Origin of the sequence: Streptomyces sp. NBC_00872 (genome assembly GCF_045161915.1) — a bacterium.
Classification (GTDB): Bacteria; Actinomycetota; Actinomycetes; order Streptomycetales; family Streptomycetaceae; genus Streptomyces.
Window position 1 is genome coordinate 2,212,901 of the sequence record NZ_CP108806.1, and the last position, 17,579, is coordinate 2,230,479.

Annotated in this window: 9 protein-coding genes and 1 pseudogene; 2 read left to right on the top strand and 8 right to left on the bottom strand. The window is 70.5% G+C overall.

Features of this window, described 5'->3' with window-relative positions:
• Positions 1-29 precede the first annotated feature (29 nt).
• Genes OG214_RS09480 through OG214_RS09495 form a run of 4 tightly spaced genes read right to left on the bottom strand, consistent with a single transcriptional unit; the run spans position 30 to position 6,407 of the window.
• Positions 30-896, bottom strand: a complete 867-nt coding sequence (locus OG214_RS09480) for a carbohydrate ABC transporter permease (RefSeq protein WP_363079840.1) — start codon at positions 894-896, stop codon at positions 30-32.
• Complete coding sequence (locus OG214_RS09485) at positions 893-1,960, bottom strand: carbohydrate ABC transporter permease (RefSeq protein WP_405984493.1); 1,068 nt, start codon at positions 1,958-1,960, stop codon at positions 893-895. The genes OG214_RS09480 and OG214_RS09485 overlap by 4 nt, the downstream gene beginning before the upstream one ends.
• Positions 1,957-3,330, bottom strand: a complete 1,374-nt coding sequence (locus OG214_RS09490; RefSeq protein WP_405984494.1) for an ABC transporter substrate-binding protein — start codon at positions 3,328-3,330, stop codon at positions 1,957-1,959. Before OG214_RS09490 ends, OG214_RS09485 begins: the two co-directional genes overlap by 4 nt.
• Complete coding sequence (locus OG214_RS09495; protein ID WP_405984495.1) at positions 3,327-6,407, bottom strand: family 78 glycoside hydrolase catalytic domain; 3,081 nt, start codon at positions 6,405-6,407, stop codon at positions 3,327-3,329. Before OG214_RS09495 ends, OG214_RS09490 begins: the two co-directional genes overlap by 4 nt.
• Positions 6,408-6,808: 401 nt before the next feature.
• Here OG214_RS09495 and OG214_RS09500 point away from each other — a divergent pair, with 401 nt between their 5' ends.
• Together OG214_RS09500 and OG214_RS09505 are read left to right on the top strand one after the other, a co-directional pair.
• Positions 6,809-8,410: an alkaline phosphatase D family protein gene (locus OG214_RS09500; RefSeq protein ID WP_405984496.1), complete on the top strand. Its 1,602-nt coding sequence runs from the start codon at positions 6,809-6,811 to the stop codon at positions 8,408-8,410.
• Positions 8,411-8,732: 322 nt separating this feature from the next.
• On the top strand, positions 8,733-10,262 hold the full coding sequence (locus OG214_RS09505) for a UDP-N-acetylglucosamine 1-carboxyvinyltransferase (protein WP_363079845.1): 1,530 nt from the start codon (positions 8,733-8,735) through the stop codon (positions 10,260-10,262).
• Positions 10,263-10,500: 238 nt separating this feature from the next.
• Here OG214_RS09505 and OG214_RS09510 read toward each other — a convergent pair whose 3' ends face one another.
• From OG214_RS09510 to OG214_RS09525, 4 genes and pseudogenes are all read right to left on the bottom strand, one after another.
• The gene (locus tag OG214_RS09510) at positions 10,501-11,277 is read right to left on the bottom strand and encodes a hypothetical protein (protein WP_405984497.1); all 777 of its coding nucleotides are present in this window, start codon (positions 11,275-11,277) and stop codon (positions 10,501-10,503) included.
• A 13-nt stretch (positions 11,278-11,290) separates the two neighbouring features.
• Entirely contained in the window at positions 11,291-16,063 is a 4,773-nt protein-coding gene (locus OG214_RS09515) for a putative T7SS-secreted protein (protein WP_405984498.1), read from the bottom strand.
• Positions 16,064-16,066: 3 nt separating this feature from the next.
• Complete coding sequence (locus OG214_RS09520) at positions 16,067-16,741, bottom strand: hypothetical protein (RefSeq protein WP_405984499.1); 675 nt, start codon at positions 16,739-16,741, stop codon at positions 16,067-16,069.
• A 104-nt stretch (positions 16,742-16,845) separates the two neighbouring features.
• Positions 16,846-17,268, bottom strand: a pseudogene (locus tag OG214_RS09525) (hypothetical protein); the annotation flags it as partial.
• Positions 17,269-17,579: the final 311 nt, after the last annotated feature.

The following is a 17,579-nucleotide window of genomic DNA, read 5'->3' on the forward strand; positions in this document are numbered from 1 at the left end:
CCTCCTCAGCACCCGGGCGCTCGGCCCGCTCAGCCCTTGAGGCCGCCCGCGAAGCCCTTGATCACATAGCGCTGGAGCAGCAGGAAGACCACCAGGACGGGCAGCGCGGCCAGGACCAGACCGGCGAAGACCAGACCGTAGTCCGAGACGTACTGGCCGACGAACGAGAACACCCCCACGGGGACGGTCTCCTTGCCCGAACCGCCCAGGTACAGCAGCGGGGTGAAGAAGTCGTTCCAGATGAAGACGGCGTTCAGGATGATCACGGTGCCGGTGATCGGCCGCAGCAGCGGGAAGACGATCCGGGTGAACGCCTGGCGGTGGTCGCAGCCGTCGATCAGCGCGGCCTGCGCGTAGTCCGGCGGCAGGGCGCGGATGAAGCCGGTGTAGAGGAACACGGTGAACGGCAGCTGGACGCCCGTGTAGAAGAGCACCATGCCGTGGTACGTGCCGAGCCAGCCGAGACTGTCGACCAGTTTGTACAGGGGGATCATCCCGAGCTGGAAGGGCAGCACGATGCCCAGCAGGAAGAGGATGTAGAGCCCGTAGCCGAGTCCGTGTGCCCGGCGCGCGAGCCAGTAGGCGGCCGTGGAGCCGAGGGCGATGAGCAGCAGCAGGCCGGCGACGGTGATGACGGTGCTGCTGACCAGGGCCGGGCCGAGGGACGCGGAGGACCAGGCGTTGCCGAAGTTGGCCCAGGTGGGCGGCAGGGGCGGGGACAGGGGTGACTCCGCGATCTGCCTCGGGTCCTTCATCGCCAGGGCGATCAGGGCGTACACGGGGAAGAGGAACACGGCCGCGGCGGCGGTCATCAGCAGTTCGAGGCCGTAACTCCCGTACCTGGGGCGGTGCTTGCGGGCGATGGTGCTCGCGGTGGTACTCGCGGTGGTGTTCACGCGGTGACCTCCCGGGCGCGCAGATAGCGGAGCTGGACCAGGGAGACGGCGGCGACGAAGAGCGCGAGGACGAGGGCGACGGCGGTGCTGTAGCCGAACTTCCCGAAGACGAAGGCCTCCTTGTACAGCACGGTCGACAGGGTCTCGCTCGATGTGCCGGGGCCGCCGTTGGTGGCGGCGTAGACCTGGTCGAAGAGCTTGAGGCCGCCGATGGTGGACAGCATGAGGTTGATGGTCAGCGCCGGGGCCAGCAGTGGCCAGGTGACATGGCGGAAGCGCTGCCAGGTGCCCGCGCCGTCGATCCTGGCGGCCTCGTGGAGTTCGGCGGGCACGCCCTGGAGCCCGGCCAGGAAGATCACCATGGAGTAACCCGCGTACTGCCACACGACCATCGCGGCCACGGACCAGAGCGCGAGCGAGGGATCGCCCAGCCAGTCCTGCCGGAGCCCGTCGAGACCGACGGCGCCGAGGACCGCGTTGAGACCGGCGCCGTTGTCGGGGTTGTAGACGTACTTCCACAGGAACGCGACCATGACCGGGCTGACCACGGCGGGGGCGAAGAAGATGATCCGCAGCAGCGACCGGGATCTGATCTCGGCGTTGACTCCGAGCGCGAGCAGCAGACCGATGCCGTTCTGGACGACGACCACGGCGAAGGTGAGCAGCAGCGTATTGCCGATGGACTCCAGCGCCCGGTCGTCGTCCAGCAGGGTGCGGAAGTTGTCCAGCCCGACGAAGGAGAAGTCACCGACGCCCGACCAGTCGGTGAAGGCGTACCCCACGCCGACGAGACTCGGGTAGAGCACGACGACCGCGTAGACGGCGAGCGCCGGGACGACGAAGATCCAGGGCGGGACGGTGGGATCGCGGCGGACCGGGCCTCGGTCCCGGAGCCGGAGCGGACGGCGCCGACCGGGGTGCCCGGCCTTGGTGACCGTGCCCGGCGCGGCGGGACCGGCGGCGGCTCCGGCAGAAGGTCCGGCGGCGGATCCGGCAGAGGGTCCGGCCGGGGGTCCGCTTCCTGTTCCGGCCCCCGAAGTGGCGCCCTCGGGAAGGGAGTTCACGACTTCTTCCTGTAGGCCTCGTCCATCCGCCCGAGCGCGCCCCTGACGTCGGTCTTCCCGGCGAGCAACTCCTGTACGGCCACGAAGTGGGCGGGCTGCACCTCGGCGTTGGGCCAGCTCTGGTCCATGAAGGGGACGGCGCGGTTGGAGTCGATGATGGGCAGGAACGCGTCCAGTACGGGATCGATCCTCGTGGACGGACCGCGTTTGAACGGGATGGCAGAGACGGCCGTGGCCCAGCGGTCGATGTTCTCCTGCTGTCCGAGGAAGGCGATCAGTTCCTTGGCCTTGGCGGTGTTCTTGGCGTGCGCGGCGACACCGAGACCGACGACGATGCCCGCGGGGATCCACAGCCGGCCGGGGTCGTCGCCGCCGGGGAAGGGGAACATGCCCAGATCGTCGGGGGACGCGGCGGCGGCGCGGAAGTTGGAGAGTACGGCGGAGACCTGGACGGCCATGGCCGCCTTGCCGCCCGCGACCAGCGCGGTCTGCTGCTCGTAGGTGGTGCCGTTGGGGTTGTCGTTGAAGAAGCCCCGGCGCTGGAGCTCCTGGTACTTGCCCATGGCGTCGGCCCAGCCCGAGCCGGCGAAGGTGGCGCGTCCGGCGGCCATCTCCCGGTCGAAACCGGCGTTCTCGGCGTAGACGGCGTTGGGGACCAGGGCGTAGGTGATGAGCTGGGTGACCCAGGGGGTCTGGGCGCCGAGTGCGATCGGCACGACGCCCCTGGCCTTGAGCTCGGCGCAGACGTCCAGGAGCGCGGCCCAAGTCCTGGGCGGCTGTAACCCGGCTGCGGCGAAGACCTTCTTGTTGTAGATGGCCCCTATGACACTGCTGCCCGCCGAGTAGAGATACGTCTTGCCCTCGTACCGGTAGGCGGCGTCGAAGTTCTCGGGGATGCCCTCGGTCCACTTCTGGTCGCCGAGGTCGGTGAGCAGCCCCGCCCTGGCCAGCTCGACCATGGACATCGCGCTGCCGCTGCCCGGGAAGAGCACATGGACATCGGGCGCGTTGCCGCCGGCGAGCTGGGTGCGTACAACGGTCTGCACCTGGTCGGTGGGGGCGAAGGATGTGCTGAAGCGGTCGTCCGGATGGGTCCTGCGGTACTCGGTGAGCAGTTCGTCCATCGGCTTCTGCTGGTCGGCGACGCCGACGACACGGATCTGTCCCGATCCGCCGCCCTGACCGGAGCACGCGGTGAGGGCCGGGGGAAGCGCGGCGAGGGCGGCGGCGCCACCGCCGATACGGAGGAACCCCCGGCGGCTGACCGTGCCCCGGCCGCCGGCCCTGCCCGTGCGGGCCGCCGTACCCGTGCCGCCGGCCGTACTCAGGCCCGGGACGGGGCCCGGCTCGCTGCGAGAACCCATGGTCATGGTGTGTCCTCCTCGTGGGAGCCGGCGGACGACGGCGCCGCCGGGCTTGGTGTGCGTCGGCTCGGGGTGAGGACCGGTCGGGGCAGGTCCGCCGGGGGCGTGACGGCGTACGCGCGCGGCTCGGGCGGCTCCGACGGCTTGGGCCGGTGCGCCGGCACCGGCGGGAGGACGGCGGTGAAGCGGTAGCGGCCCGAGGCGACGCGATAGACGGCGTGGTCGGACCCGGTCGCCAGGAGCGAGATGTGGTCATGGCCGGAGGCGGGACCGGAGCGGGGACCTGGGCCGGGACCGGAGCGGGGACCTGGGCGGTCGTCACCGCCCCCGTCGTCACTGCCCCGGTCGTCACTGCCCCGGTCGGCACCGCCTCCGTCCGCCGGTTCCGCGTCCGGCGCCCGGACCGAGCCCGGGTCGCTGGTGGGCACGCGTACCTCGGCGGTGGCCCCGGGCGGCACCTGGACATCGAGGTCGAACCGGTCGCCGTCGCGCCGCCAGTTCACCGCGACGGTGCCGCGTACGGATTCGTAGCGGGCGCTCGCGTGGGTGAGCGCGCCGGGGCGGGGGCGGATGCTCAGCTTCCGGTATCCGGTGGAGTCCGCGCTCTGGTCGAGCCCCGCGACACCGCGGTAGAGCCACTCGCCGATCGAGCCGAGCGCGTAGTGGTTGAACGAGTTCATCGACGGGGCCCGGAATCCCGTCTCCGGGGTCCAGCCGTCCCAGCGTTCCCAGATGGTGGTGGCCCCATGGCGCAGCGGAAACAGCCAGGAGGGCACCTCCGTACGGCGCAGCAGCGCGTGGGCGAGATCGTCCCTGCCGTGCGCGTCCAGTACGGGCGCGGCGAGCGCGACACCGAGGAAGCCGGTCCTGAGGGCGGGACCCGCGGACTCGATCAGTTCGGCCAGCCGGTGCGCGGCGGCGGCGACGCCGTCCTCGGGCAGCAGGCCGAAGGCGAGCGCGACGAGATAGCCGGTCTGGGTGTCGCCCGCGATCCGTACGGTGGTGCCGTCGTCCGCGGTGGTGACGAACCGTTCGACGAAGACTTCCCGGATGTCGGCGGCCAGCCGGTGGTAGCGGTCCGCGACATCCGGCCGCCCCAGGGCGTCGGCGGCCCTGCCGGTGAGACGGGCGCTGTGCGCGAAGTACGCGGTGGCGATGACATCGCGTGGGGTGGGGGTGCCGGGTGCCAGCCAGTCGGAGAAGTGCGGTCCCACGCGCCTGCGCCAGATCAGATCGGGGTTGTGCCGGTGGATCAGATCGACCCAGGCGCGCATACCGGGCAGCGCGCGGGAGAGAAAGCGCGGGTCGCCGTAGACGCGGTAGAGATGCCAGGGAATGATCACTCCGCCGTCGCCCCAGCCGGGGGCGCCTTCGTCGGCGACCCCGACAAGACGCGGCGCGACATTGGTGAAGCCGCCGTCCGGGGTCCGGGCGTCGTCCACATCGCGCAGCCACTTGGTGAAGAACGCGGCGACATCGGCGTTGAGCGCGGCCGTGGGCAGGAAGACCTGCGCGTCGGCGAGCCAGCCGAGCCGTTCGTCGCGCTGCGGACAGTCGGTGGGCACACTGACGAAGTTGGAACGCTGTCCCCAGCCCACACAGGCGTGCAGGCGCCGGAGCTCGGGGTCCGAGCAGTCGAACTCGCCGGTCCACGGGGTGTCGCTGTGCAGCGCCACGGCGACGATGTCGTCGGCACCGAGCCGGTCCACGCCGCTGATCTCCGCATACCGGAAGCCGTGGTAGGTGAAGCGCGGCTCGAAGACGACGGGTGTACGGCCGTCGCCGATCAGGACGTCCGTGGCGGCGGCGGTGCGCAGATTCGCCGTGTAGAGCCCGCCCGTCCCGTCCAGCACCTCGGCGTGGCGTACGACCACCCGGGCGCCGGGGGCGAGTCCGTCGACGCGGAGCCGTACCCGGCCGGCGAGGTTCTGGCCGAAGTCGACCACATGGACTCCGTCGCGCAGCCGGGTGACGGAGCGCGGGCGCAGTTCGGCCGTCGCCCGTACGGGCTCGTCCACGGAGGCCACGAGCAGCCGGTGGCCGGTGTCCGCGATCAGGGCCGGTGACCAGTCGGAGCCGTCGAAGCCGGGCAGTTCCCAGCCGTCGGCCGCGTACCGCAGGTCATGGCACTCGCCCATGAGCAGATCGGCGTGGCGGATCGCTCCGGTGCTGGTGCGCCATGACTCGTCCGTGACGACCGTGGTGGTACGGCCGTCGGTGCCGGTGAGACGCAGCTCGGCCAGTAACTGGGGGTGTGAGCCGTAGTGGGCTCCCGCCCTGCGCGGTTCGAAGCCGACGAATCCGCTCCACCAGCCGTCGGCGACGGTCGCCGCGAGGACGTTCTCACCGGACCGGACCAGCTCCGTCACGTCGTACGTCTGGTACTGGATCCGGCGGGTGTAGTCGGTCCAGCCGGGTGCGAGTTCCGCGTCACCGACCCGGGTCCCGTTGAGCCGTACCTCGTACAGCCCGCGCGCGCTGACATGGAGTCGGGCGCGTGCGACGGTGGCGGAGGCGAAGGTTCGGCGGAAGAGCGGGCAGGGAGCGAGGCCGTGGGCGTCGAGGGCGTGCTCGCCCTCGGTGGGCGCGTCCATGACATCGATGGGGCGGGGGTCGTGGGAGATCCAGGAGGCCCGCCAGGGGCCGGGTTCCGACGGGACGGCGGGCCGGGCGGCGGGCAGGTCTGCGGGCAGGTCTGCGCCCGGTGGCACGCCCGGCGGTGCCAGGGCTTCTGACGCCATGACGGACATCGCGGTCTCGAACCAGGAGGTGGCCTCCGCCGGACCGGCCGCCCCGGCCGGCCATACGGCGACCCGCCAGTGGTAGCGCGTACGGGCCCGGAGCGCGGGTCCCTCGTACACGGCGCCGATCGCGTCCGGGTCGTCGACCCGGCCCGAGTCCCAGCGGGGCCGCCCGCCTTCGTCCAGGTCCTCCGGCCGTTCGGCGACCCGGATCCGATAGGCGGTCGGATCATCACCCCGGTGATCGGATGTCAGACGCCAGGACAGCAGCGGAGCGGGCTCGTCGATTCCCAGGGGAGTGGTCCGGTGGTCGCATCGCAGGGCATAGGGCCGCAGGGACACGAGCACGTCCTTCCTCCGCGCCGGGAGCGACGCGGCGCCATCGGCTGTTCGTCCGTTCGTCTGCCCGTCGTCACCTGTCCGCCGTGAAGACGACCATCTTTGAATGTGAAATCTAACGTGAATTCTGTGGCGTGGAGACTATGAGCCCCCCGCGAGAGGTGTCAAGAGTGTTACCGACGCGCTCGACCACCCATCTCATAGCGTGACCGAACTCCTCATACAGGGCGCCCGGGACAAGCGTCGCACCGGGGGTCGCACCCCCACGGCGGGTGCCCTTGTGGCCCACGATCCCTGTGTGATAGTCACCGTGTGATTACCACATGAACGGACGTTAAATCACGTGTGATCCCGCCCTCGGGCGGACGGGATCACGCACGACGAACGGACCAGCCTTCATGAGAATGAACAGTGGAACCGGCGGCATCAGAGGCCTGGAGAGACGGGCGGTGCTCAGCGCCGGGACCGTCGCCCTGGCACTCGCCGCGAGCGGACTGTCGGCCACCGGCGCCAGAGCCGCGGAGCGGTTCCGCGAGGACCCCTTCACCCTGGGCGTCGCGTCCGGCGATCCCTGGCCGGACGGATTCGTGCTGTGGACCCGGCTCGCCCCCCGCCCCCTCGCCCCCGACGGCACCGGCGGGATGACTCCGTACCCCGTCGACGTCCACTGGGAGGTGGCCACCGACGAACGCTTCCGCCATGTCGTCCGCAGCGGGCGGACCCGCGCGGTGGCCGAACTCGCCCACTCCGTCCATGTCGAGGTCTCCGGCCTGCCGGCGGGACGCCAGTACCACTACCGTTTCCGGGCCGGCGGGGTCATCAGCCCCGTGGGCCGTACCCGTACGGCGCCCTCACCGTTCAGCCGTCCCAAGGTCCTGAACTTCGCCTTCGCGTCCTGCCAGGCGTGGTTCGAGGGCTTCTACACCGCGTACCGGCATCTCGCCGAGGAGGATGTCGACCTCGTCCTCCATCTCGGCGACTACATCTACGAGAACCCCATCGACGCGATGGGCGGGGTACGCCAGGTCCCGGTGGCCGCCGAACTGCGCCCCGAGCCGATGGACCTCACCCAGTACCGCAACCGGCACGCGCTGCACCGCTTCGACCCCGATCTGATCGCCGCGCACCAGGCCCATCCGTGGGCCGTCGTCTGGGACGACCACGAGGTCGAGGACAACTGGGCGCGGGACGTCTCCAAGCTGGACAACGAGGCCGACCAGGATCCGGCGGTCTTCCGCGCGCGGGCCGCGGCGGGGTTCCAGGCGTACTACGAGCACCTTCCGCTGCGGCTGCCGAACAAGCCGAGGGGCTTTGACGCCCGTATGTACCGGAGTCTGCGGTACGGCCGGATGGCCACGTTCCATATCCTCGACACCCGGCTCTTCCGTGACGACCAGCCGTGCGGTGACGGCACCAGAAGCGGTTGCGCCGAACGGCTGCTGCCCGAGCGCAGCATTCTCGGCGCGGAGCAGGAGCAGTGGCTCTACCGCGGCCTCGGGCGCTCCGACTCGACCTGGAATCTCATCCCCCAGCAGATCCCCGTGGGCCAGGTCGACACGGACCCGGGTCCCGGCCAGTCGTTCGTCATGGACTTCTGGGACGGCTACGCGGCCTCGCGTCAGCGGCTCTTCCAGCAGTTCGCCGACCGCGATGTGAGCAACCCCGTCGTACTGACCGGCGACATGCACCGCCATCTCGCCGCCGATCTCAAGCGGAACTACGACGACCCGGACTCACCGACGGTCGGTGTCGAATTCGTCGGCAGTTCGATCGCCACGGGCAAGGACGGTATGGACCTGGACCCCTCGGGAGCGAATCTGCTCGCGGCCAACTCACATATCAAGTTCACCAACTTCCAGCGCGGATACGTCCGTTGCCAGCTGACCCCGAAGACCTGCCGCGCCGACTTCCGGGTGCTTCCCTATGTGACCGCCCCCGGCGCTCCCGTCTCGACCCGTGTCTCCTATGTCACCGAGGCGGGCCGGCCCGGAGTGAAGCCCGCCTGACCGTCCGTACGGCCCACCCGCACCGCGGCGTCACCCGTGCGGCGGCGCCGCGGTTGCCGGGGCGGCCTCCAGGTGCACAGGATCGGACATAGGTGGCCGTCCCGGACACGCGTCCGGGCCGTCCGCCTCGGCCTGCCCTGGGGTCCACCCCTGGTCCGTCCGGGTCCGTCCTGGTGGATATTCCGGTCATATCAGCCGGAAAATCCTCCTTGGATTCCCTCCCGGACTCCCCTAGGGCCGGTTTGGATACACCCGGGCGGCCGTCACCCCAACGGCACTCCCCAGTATCTCTCTTATCTCACAACTGAGATAACCTGCCGCTATGGCAGACGACTACCTCGTACGCATCGGCAAGCTCATCCGAGACGCGCGCCAGCACCGGGGCTGGACTCAGACCCAGCTCGCCGAGGCTCTGGCCACCAGCCAGAGCGCGGTGAACCGCATCGAGCGCGGCAACCAGAACATCAGCCTTGAGATGATCGCGCGCATCGGTGAGGCGCTCGACAGTGAAATCGTGTCGCTCGGCTATGCCGGGCCCATGCATCTGCGGGTGGTCGGCGGACGCCGGCTCTCCGGGGCCATCGATGTCAAGACGAGCAAGAACGCGTGTGTGGCACTCCTCTGCGGCTCGCTGCTCAACAAGGGCCGTACGGTACTGCGCCGGGTGGCGCGCATCGAAGAGGTGTTCCGGCTTCTGGAGGTGCTCAACTCCATCGGGGTGCGGACCCGCTGGATCAACGACGGCGTCGACCTGGAGATCGTGCCGCCCGCCGAGCTGGACATGGAGGCGATCGACGCGGAGGCGGCCCGCCGCACCCGCTCCATCATCATGTTCCTCGGTCCGCTGCTGCACCGGATGGACAGCTTCCGGCTGCCGTACGCCGGCGGCTGCGACCTCGGTACACGCACCATCGAGCCGCACATGATCGCACTGCGCCGGTTCGGGCTGGACATCGCGGCGACCGAGGGCCTCTACCACGCACAGGTGGACCGCTCGATCTCCCCCGGCCGCCCCATCGTGCTGACCGAGCGCGGGGACACCGTCACCGAGAACGCCCTGCTGGCCGCCGCGCGCCACGACGGCGCCACCGTCATCCGCAACGCCTCGTCCAACTACATGGTCCAGGACCTGTGCTTCTTCCTCGAAGCCCTGGGCGTAAGGGTCGACGGCATCGGCACCACCACCCTGACCGTGCACGGCGTGCCGAGCATCGACGTGGACGTGGACTACTCCCCGTCCGAGGACCCGGTCGAGGCGATGAGCCTGATCGCCGCCGCCGTGGTCACCGAGTCCCAGCTCACCATCCGCCGGGTGCCGATCGAGTTCCTGGAGATCGAGCTGGCCGTACTGGAGGAGATGGGCCTCGACCACGACCGGTCCACCGAGTACTCCGCCGACAACGGCCGCACCCGGCTGGTGGACCTGACCGTACGGCCCTCCAAGCTGGAGGCCCCGATCGACAAGATCCACCCGATGCCGTTCCCCGGCCTGAACATCGACAACGTGCCCTTCTTCGCGGCGATCGCGGCGGTGGCCCAGGGCAAGACCCTGATCCATGACTGGGTCTACGACAACCGCGCCATCTATCTGACGGACCTCAACCGCCTCGGCGGCCGCCTCCAGCTCCTCGACCCGCACCGCGTCCTGGTCGAGGGCCCCACCCGCTGGCGCGCCGCCGAAATGATGTGCCCGCCCGCCCTGCGCCCCGCCGTCGTCGTCCTGCTGGCGATGATGGCGGCGGAGGGCACCTCCGTCCTGCGCAACGTCTATGTCATCAACCGCGGCTACGAGGACCTGGCGGAACGCCTCAACTCGGTGGGCGCGCAGATCGAGATCTTCCGCGACATTTGATCCGCGAATGCCGCCGCCCCCCGTCCGACCTGCCATTTGGCGGGTCAGGGAGGGGTGCGGCGGCAAGGCGCCGCGTAGTGGCCGCTCGAATCCCGCCCGGTCTGTGAACTCCCCGACGATCACATGAGGAATGTCGAGAGCGAGCATGGGCTGAGCGTCAGCGGGCGGATTGGGTCGGCGGGCGGCGTCGTGCCGCTGACCGTCCGCGACGTTGCCATGGGCCGGTCAGGCGGCTGGTTCACGGCTCCTGCGCAGCCGATGGGTCGGCGTAGTCCTCGACGAGGTTGCTGATGAGTGCGAGCAGGGCGTCGGCTCGGTGGCGGTCCCCGCGCTGGTTCCGGAGGGCGTGATCGAGCGTGCGGAGCCGTTTTAGGGAGGCCGGGTTACGGTCTCTCACCTCATCGAGCAGCGGCGAGGTGACGATGTCCAGGCATTCGGTGAGCAGGAGCCGGGTGGCTGGGGAAGGGGGAGCCGGGTCGGGGGCGGCGAAGCCGGTGGTCAGGTACCGCGCGGGGTCGGTGAGGCTCCAGCCGACGACGGTGGCGCCCTGGACGAGGAGTGCCACGTCGGGGGCGATACCGATGCGGGCCTCCAGCGGGGCGTCAAGAACGTCGAGGTCGCGCAGGCAGGTGAGGACGGTGTCCCCGGGGGCGCGGCAGAGCTCCGTGGTGACCTCCAAGCGGAAGTCCCGGGTCTCGTCCGCGCGAAGGCCGCCCGGTCGGACGGGGGGCGTGGCGGGGATGCGGGCGGAGTCCTCGGCATCGGCGGACCAATAGGGCAACCGGAATCCGGCGCCGACCAGTTCCCGGGCGGCCTGGTCGAACCGGAGCTCGTCGGGAGCATCCCACAGCCACTCCTGGCTGCCGAAAGTCTCACCGAGGAACCGCTGCCATTCCTCCACGTCCGTGTACTCCGCGATGCGCACACATTGGCCAGGGAAGTCGAAGCGCGGGGTGCTGCGTAGTGGATCGCCCGCCACCGTCGCATGCCAGTCGCCGTCGAGGGTGAGTCTCATGGTGAATGCCGCCTCATCGAATCCGCACCGCAGGAGCCATGTAGCCGTTCTTGGCCGGAATCCTGCCCTCCACCACGTCCGCGTGGGTAATCGGTCCGCCGGGATCGCTGGGCGAGCCGCCGAGCGCCCGCACACCGGAGTCGCCCCTGATGCCGGACGGGCCGTACGCCGTAACCACGTTGCCTGCCCCGGCGCCGCCCCCCTCCGACACCACGATGTCCTCCCCCTGCCGGAAGACCAACCTTCCGCTGCCCCCCGTCGAGTGGTACACCGCGTCCGGCTCCTTGAGGATCTCCAGGACCCGTTCGTCGCTGAAGCCGTGCATGGAATCGGCGTGGTAGTTGCCGGCCTTCTTCATCCGGCCGCCCTGCGCCCTCTCGATGACCTCGTCCGAGGTCTGAATGGCTTTCTCCCGGGCCTGCTGGGCCTTCTCCTCCTTCGTGTACTTGGGCATCAGGCCCAGCGGGTCGCACCCGGTGTACGGGTTGTCCACGTAGCCGACGGGATTCGGGGCTGGAGCCAGGCCGAGGGGGTCCGGGGAGGTGTAGCGGCCGGTCTTCGGGTCGTAGTGGCGGAAGACGTTGTAGTGGAAGCCGGTCTCGGGGTCGTAGTACTGGCCGGGGAAGCGGAGAGGCGTGTACGTGCCGCTGTCACGGGCCCAGGCCGTGGTGCCCCACAGGGTGGCCCGGGAGCGCCACGCGATGTCGCCGGACTCGTCGATCAGTTCGGTGGGAGTGCCGATGAAGTCGGTGGCGATGGCGAAGAACCGGCGGTCGATCTCCTCCTGGCGATCGTCGGCCGTGAGAATGCGCTCCGTCTGGGCAAGGGGGACGACGTCCCGGTGGTCCCAGGTGAGGGCGACCGTGTTCGGGACGTCCGGCCGGTGACTGGTCTGTTCACACAGGGTGAGGCCGTCCCAGGTGAAGCGGACCTCCTCGACCACGCTCTCGCCGTCGGCCGCCAGGCGCTGCTTCGCGCTGCGGCGGCCGAGCGCGTCGTAGCGGTACGTCCACCGTGTTCCGTCGGGTGTGGTGACGGAGGTGAGGCGGTTCTCCGTGTCCCATGTGTAGCGCCAGGTGTCGGGCTTGCGGGAGAGGCGTGTCTTCTGCCTGAGGGTGACCCGGCCGAGGGCGTCGTGTTCGAAGCGGACGCCTCCGGCGCGGGTGATGGTGGTGCCGGTGTAGACGCGCTCCCCGGTCGCTTCGCCGCCGGGGTGGCGGGCCGGCCAGGACGCCGATGTCTGGTTGCCGGCGTCGTCGTAGGCGTACCGCTCCGTCCAGCCCCGGGCGTGGACGGCCGTGACCCGGCCCGCCTGGTCGAGATCGAAGGTGCGGGCGCCCGACAACTGGTCCACGACGGACGTCAGGTGGCCGTCGGCGCGATAGGTGTAGGAGCGGCGGTTCACGGTGCGCGCTCCGGCGGTGATGGTCTGCGCGGAAAGCTGTCCGGCTTCGTCCCAGGCCGAGGCCATGGTGACCGCGTCGCCGAAGACGCGGGCGAGCTCCCGGCCGGCGGCATCGTGGGTGAAGTCGACGCGGTGATCTCCGGTGGTCAGCCGGAGGGGTCGTCCGTCGGGACCGTAGGCGTAGCCGGTGACATGACCGGTGGGTGTGGTGCGGCGCTTGCGGCGGCCGAGTTCGTCGTACGCGTAGGCGACGGGACGGCCGTCCACCAGCTCGGTCTTGACGTGGCCGCGACGGTCGTACTGGTACCGGAGTTCGCTGTCCGGTCCGACCGCCTCAAGGAGGCGTCCGGCCCCGTCGTAGGTGTAGGCCGTCGTCCGGCCGTCGACGTCCTTGCGGATCACCTGGCCCAGTCGGTCACGCTCGAACGAGATGGTGCCGCCGAGCGCGTCGACGCGGGCGGCGAGCCGGCCTGCGGGGTCCACCCGGTAGGTCAGTGTCCGCCCGTCGAAGTCGGTCTCCGAGACGATGTTGCCCGCGGCGTCGTACTCGTAACTCCAGGCCAGGCCCTGCGGGTTGACCACGCGGGTGAGGCGCAGGTCGGCGTCGTGCTCGAACTCGTGACGTGTGCCGTCGGGTTGTGTGCGGGCGACCGGCAGGTCGAAGTGGGTGTACTCGAAGCGGGAGACCCCGCCGGACGCGTCGGTGTGGCTGGTGCGGTTGCCTTCACCGTCGTAGGTCCATGATTCCGTGGCACCGTCGGGCCCCGTACGGCGGGCGAGCTGACCGTCCGCGTCCCACTCCAGGTGCGTGACCCCGCCCACCGGGTCGGTGACGCGGACCGGGCGGCCGAGACCGTCGCGTTCCGTGCGGGTGGTGGCGCCGGCCGGGTCGGTCACCTCCACGGGCAGCCCCGCCGCGTCGCACACCACGTGTGTCGTGGCGCCGAGGGCATCGGTGACCGAGGTGAGCCGGCCGGCGTGGTCGTAGGTGTGACGGGTGATGGAGCCGGCCTGGTCGGTGACTGCCGTGCGGTTGCCGCGTTCGTCGAACTCATGGACCATGCGGGTGCCGTCCGGCCCGACGACCTCCACCGGCAGGCCGAACAGACCGCGCACGGTGCGCAGTTCGCTTCCGTCGGGGCGGGTGGCGGCTATGAGCCGGCCCTCCTCGTCGTACGAGAAGACGGTGGTGAGGCCCAGCGGGTCGGTGCGGGTCAGCAGATTGCCGCGTGGGTCGTAGGTGAACCTGGTGGTGTGGCCGAGCGGGTCGGTGGTGGCCTGGATCCGGCAGCCGGGGCCGATCAGATGGCGGGTCGTGCGCCCGTCGGCGGTGGTGAGTGTGGTGGTGCGATGGCCTGTCTCGGCGTCAGGTTCGGTGTAACTCAGGGTGATCTGGACGTGGCCTGCTTCGCCGCCCTCCGCCACGACGCGGTCGCCGTCGTCATAGACATAGTCGTAGCGGCTTGCGTTCGAGTCGATCCAGGCGATGACACGGTGGCGGTCGTCGTAGGCGAAGGTGGTGGTGGCGCCGGAGGGCCGGGTGACGGCGGTGAGGTCGCCGTCCTCGTAGCCGTAGCCCATCAGGGGCAGATCCGCGCCGTCCTCACCCGCCCCGGCGAGGATCAGGGCTGTGACGCGGCCGTCGGCGACGGACACCTTCACCTGGTGGCCCGCCGAGTGGACCAGGGCCTGGGGGGTGCCGTCCGCTGTGCGGTCGTAGCTGATGGTGTGGCCGTTGCGGTCGCCTGTCCGGGTCAGCCACGCCTCGCCGTCGCCGCCCGGCTCGCTGCCGGACGGGGCGGTGAAGTGGAAGGCCAGGCCGCTGTCCGGATCGGTGACCGTGTAGTCGCCGTCCGCGTCGCGGGCCAGCACGGCGCGCCCCCTGCCCGTCTCCGGCCGGGTGGGCGTGCCGGGAACCGGATGCGGATACGGGATCAGGAGCCCGTCGGCAGTGACATGGACGACGCCGACGGCGTCGATCTCCAGCCGCTCATCGACGGTGGACGACCAGGAGGGCCCCAGGAAACGCCCGGCCGTATACCCCGACTCGGTGCGGCGGGTGAAGACCAGCGGCAGGATCCCGGGCAGAGTCACATCCGTCTGCGGCAGGAACATCCGGCCCGAGGCGAGGTCCACCGGGTCGGTACCGTCAGTGGTGCGGTCGCCGTTGGGGCGGTTGTGCGTGCCGTCGGGGGCGTCGTCCAGCAGCCTGCGCGCACGATTGGCGTCCGCTGCCGCGTCCGCCGCGTCCATCGCCACCCGCGCGCCCTTGACCCCGGCCCCCGCGCCGCCGGTCGCCGCCGTCAGTATCAGGTCGGGGACGAGCCGGCCGAAGCCCTCGGAGGGATCCTTCATAAAGTCGGTGACCATCTGACGGCCCGCGCCCCACGGGTCGTTGGCCACCTGCACCAGCCCGGCCGCCGTGCTGTTCAGCGAGGTCAGATACTCCGCCGGATGCGTCATGTTGTACGGGTCGGTCGGGTTGATCCCCCGTGCGAACGTGACCAGGCCGGCCGTGCCCCTGATGATGCCCGCGCCGAAGTGGGTCCGCATGAGCTGGAGTTCGTCCATGCCGTCCCGCACCTGCTCGGCGTACGAGGGCTTCGGCGGCGCCGCGTCCCGCGCTGCCCGTACCGCCGAACGCGCCGTCTCCGCCGCCGAGTTGCGCTGCCGCCGGACCTCCGCCAGCAGCTCCTGCGCCTCCTCCATCCGCGCCCGGCCCGGATCCGTGAACTCGCCCGGCCGCGCCGGCAGGGAAGCCGGGTCACGCCGGTCGGCGGACTGCGCGTTGTAGCGGTCGGCAGCCTGGTTGTACGCGTCCACCCGCCCGTTGTGCGCGTCACGCGCCGTCTCCGACGCCTGCGTACCCGCCTTCCACATGTCGATCGCGGTCTGCGCCTGCCCCTGCGCCCACTCCACCGTCCCCGCGAACGACTCCAGCGCGCCGGCCGCCTCCTCGCACGCGTCCGCCGCCCGCAGCCACTTCGGCGGCTCGATCGCGACCGTCTCGCGGAACGCGTCTGCCCCCTCACCCCGCAGTGAGCCCGAGTCCAGGCCCCGCAGACCCTGGCCGACATTGCTGAACGCGCTCTGAAGGTCGCGCAGATGGGAGGCCGTGCTCCGGATCTTGCCCGGACTGCCGTAGACCAGCTTCGTCCGGTCCTCGCTCTGCCCGAGATCCAGCTCGTCGACCTCGGCACCCAGCCGGTTGGCCAGCGAACCCGACTGCTCACGCACCCAGTCCGCACCGGACTCCCAGCCCACATCGTCCAGCCGGTCCGCCGTCCACCGCCCGCCGTCCTCGACACGGTTACCGACCCACTCCGTGGCGTCCTCGGCCGCGTCCTCGATGACATCCGGAACGAAATCACCGATACCCATGACTCAGCTCCCCCCGCCGCTTCCCTCACCACCGGACCCCGGCTGCTGCTGTTGCTGGGCCTGCTGGGCGCGTGCCTCCGGGGACGGGCCGAAGGTGTCATCCAGCGCCTGGTCGTACGCCCCCTGATCCACCCCCAGCAGATCGTTGAGGATCCGCGACTGCCGGCCGCCCTGCCCCTCCGTCAGAACCGTCCGACCGGTGTCCCGCCACGTCTGCAGCGCCTCGTCCCCCGCCCGGTCGAACGACTCCCCGCTGTAGTCCGGACTCAGAGCATCCGGCGTCCACACCTCACCCCAGCCCTGCCGGGTGATCTCCTCCTCCGACGCATGCGGATTCCCCACCGCCGCGTTCACCGCGATCTTGAACGTCCCCTGGATGTACTGGTCCTCCTCCCACACCAGCCCCGCCGCCAGCCCCAGCGTCGACGCGATCGTGTTCGCGTCCTGGACCAGCGCCCGAACCCCCCACTCCCACCGCTCGCAGAAATCCTCGAAGTCGACCGCCAGACCGTGGTGCCCGGCCTCCATCCCCGTCAAAGCCAGCTCCGAGAAACCCTTGCCCAGCACCGCCCCCGTACCGGTACCGACCTCCCGCAACTCCGCTATCGCACCCCGCAGCCCCTCGGTGATCCGCCGGACACTCTCCTCATCGAACCGCAGATCCCCGAACTCACTCATCGGCGCTCCCCGTTCCCATCCGGCTGCCGCGGCAGCGGTACGTTCACGACGCGAGAATCCACAGCCACGGCGTCCGGCACCCGCGCGTCCACACCCACCGCCCCCGGCACCCGCGCGTCCACCGCGACCGCCTCCGGCACAATCCCCACCACCGGCGGAAACAACATCGACCCCTCCGCGTCCGCGATGTTCACGGCCACCCCCGCCGGCACCCCCATCGCCGGAATCACCTCATCCAGCAGCCGCGCGCCCCGTATCTCCGCGAACTCCCACTCCCGCCCCGAAACCCGCCCGTCCCCGCCATCCCGCGCCCGCGCGAACCGCGCCAGAGCCGCCTCATCCGTAAACCCGCAGACCCAACGCACCCCGCCCAGCTCCGCCGTCCACAACCCCCCACCCTCCAAAGGCACCAGCACCAACGCCCGCCGCAACTCCCCCACCAGAGCCCGCGGATCCCCCACCCCCGCACGCCGCTCAGCAATACGCCCGACAAGCACCGAAGCCGCCCCCGTGTCCCCCGTACCCACGCCGTATCCCCTCCGTCATCCGCCGACTCCCCCGCGAGCCGGCCACCAGCACCGTAGGAGACCACGAACCGACACAACCAGACGGTTCCCGGTCGAGATCACGACAGCCGCAGCGTTCGGCCAGCACCTGTCCGGGGATCACGTCCGGAGCCGACTGACGAGGGCTGCGGTGGCGACAAGGCCGAGAAGACGCGGCCCCGGAGTTATCACCTTTTTGATGCGTTTTAACTGGCTTCTATCGGTCTAGCGTCGTTTCGTCTATAGCGTGGCGACAACATCGCATGAGCTGCCCGAGGGGTCCTGACGGGTCG

Coding starts and splice junctions, on each gene's coding strand:
- OG214_RS09490 (WP_405984494.1), bottom strand. CDS start 3,330: ATGACCATGGGTTCTCGCAGCGAGCCGGGCCCCGTCCCGGGCCTGAGT.
- OG214_RS09515 (WP_405984498.1), bottom strand. CDS start 16,063: ATGGGTATCGGTGATTTCGTTCCGGATGTCATCGAGGACGCGGCCGAG.
- OG214_RS09520 (WP_405984499.1), bottom strand. CDS start 16,741: ATGAGTGAGTTCGGGGATCTGCGGTTCGATGAGGAGAGTGTCCGGCGG.
- OG214_RS09500 (WP_405984496.1), top strand. CDS start 6,809: ATGAACAGTGGAACCGGCGGCATCAGAGGCCTGGAGAGACGGGCGGTG.
- OG214_RS09505 (WP_363079845.1), top strand. CDS start 8,733: ATGGCAGACGACTACCTCGTACGCATCGGCAAGCTCATCCGAGACGCG.
- OG214_RS09510 (WP_405984497.1), bottom strand. CDS start 11,277: ATGAGACTCACCCTCGACGGCGACTGGCATGCGACGGTGGCGGGCGAT.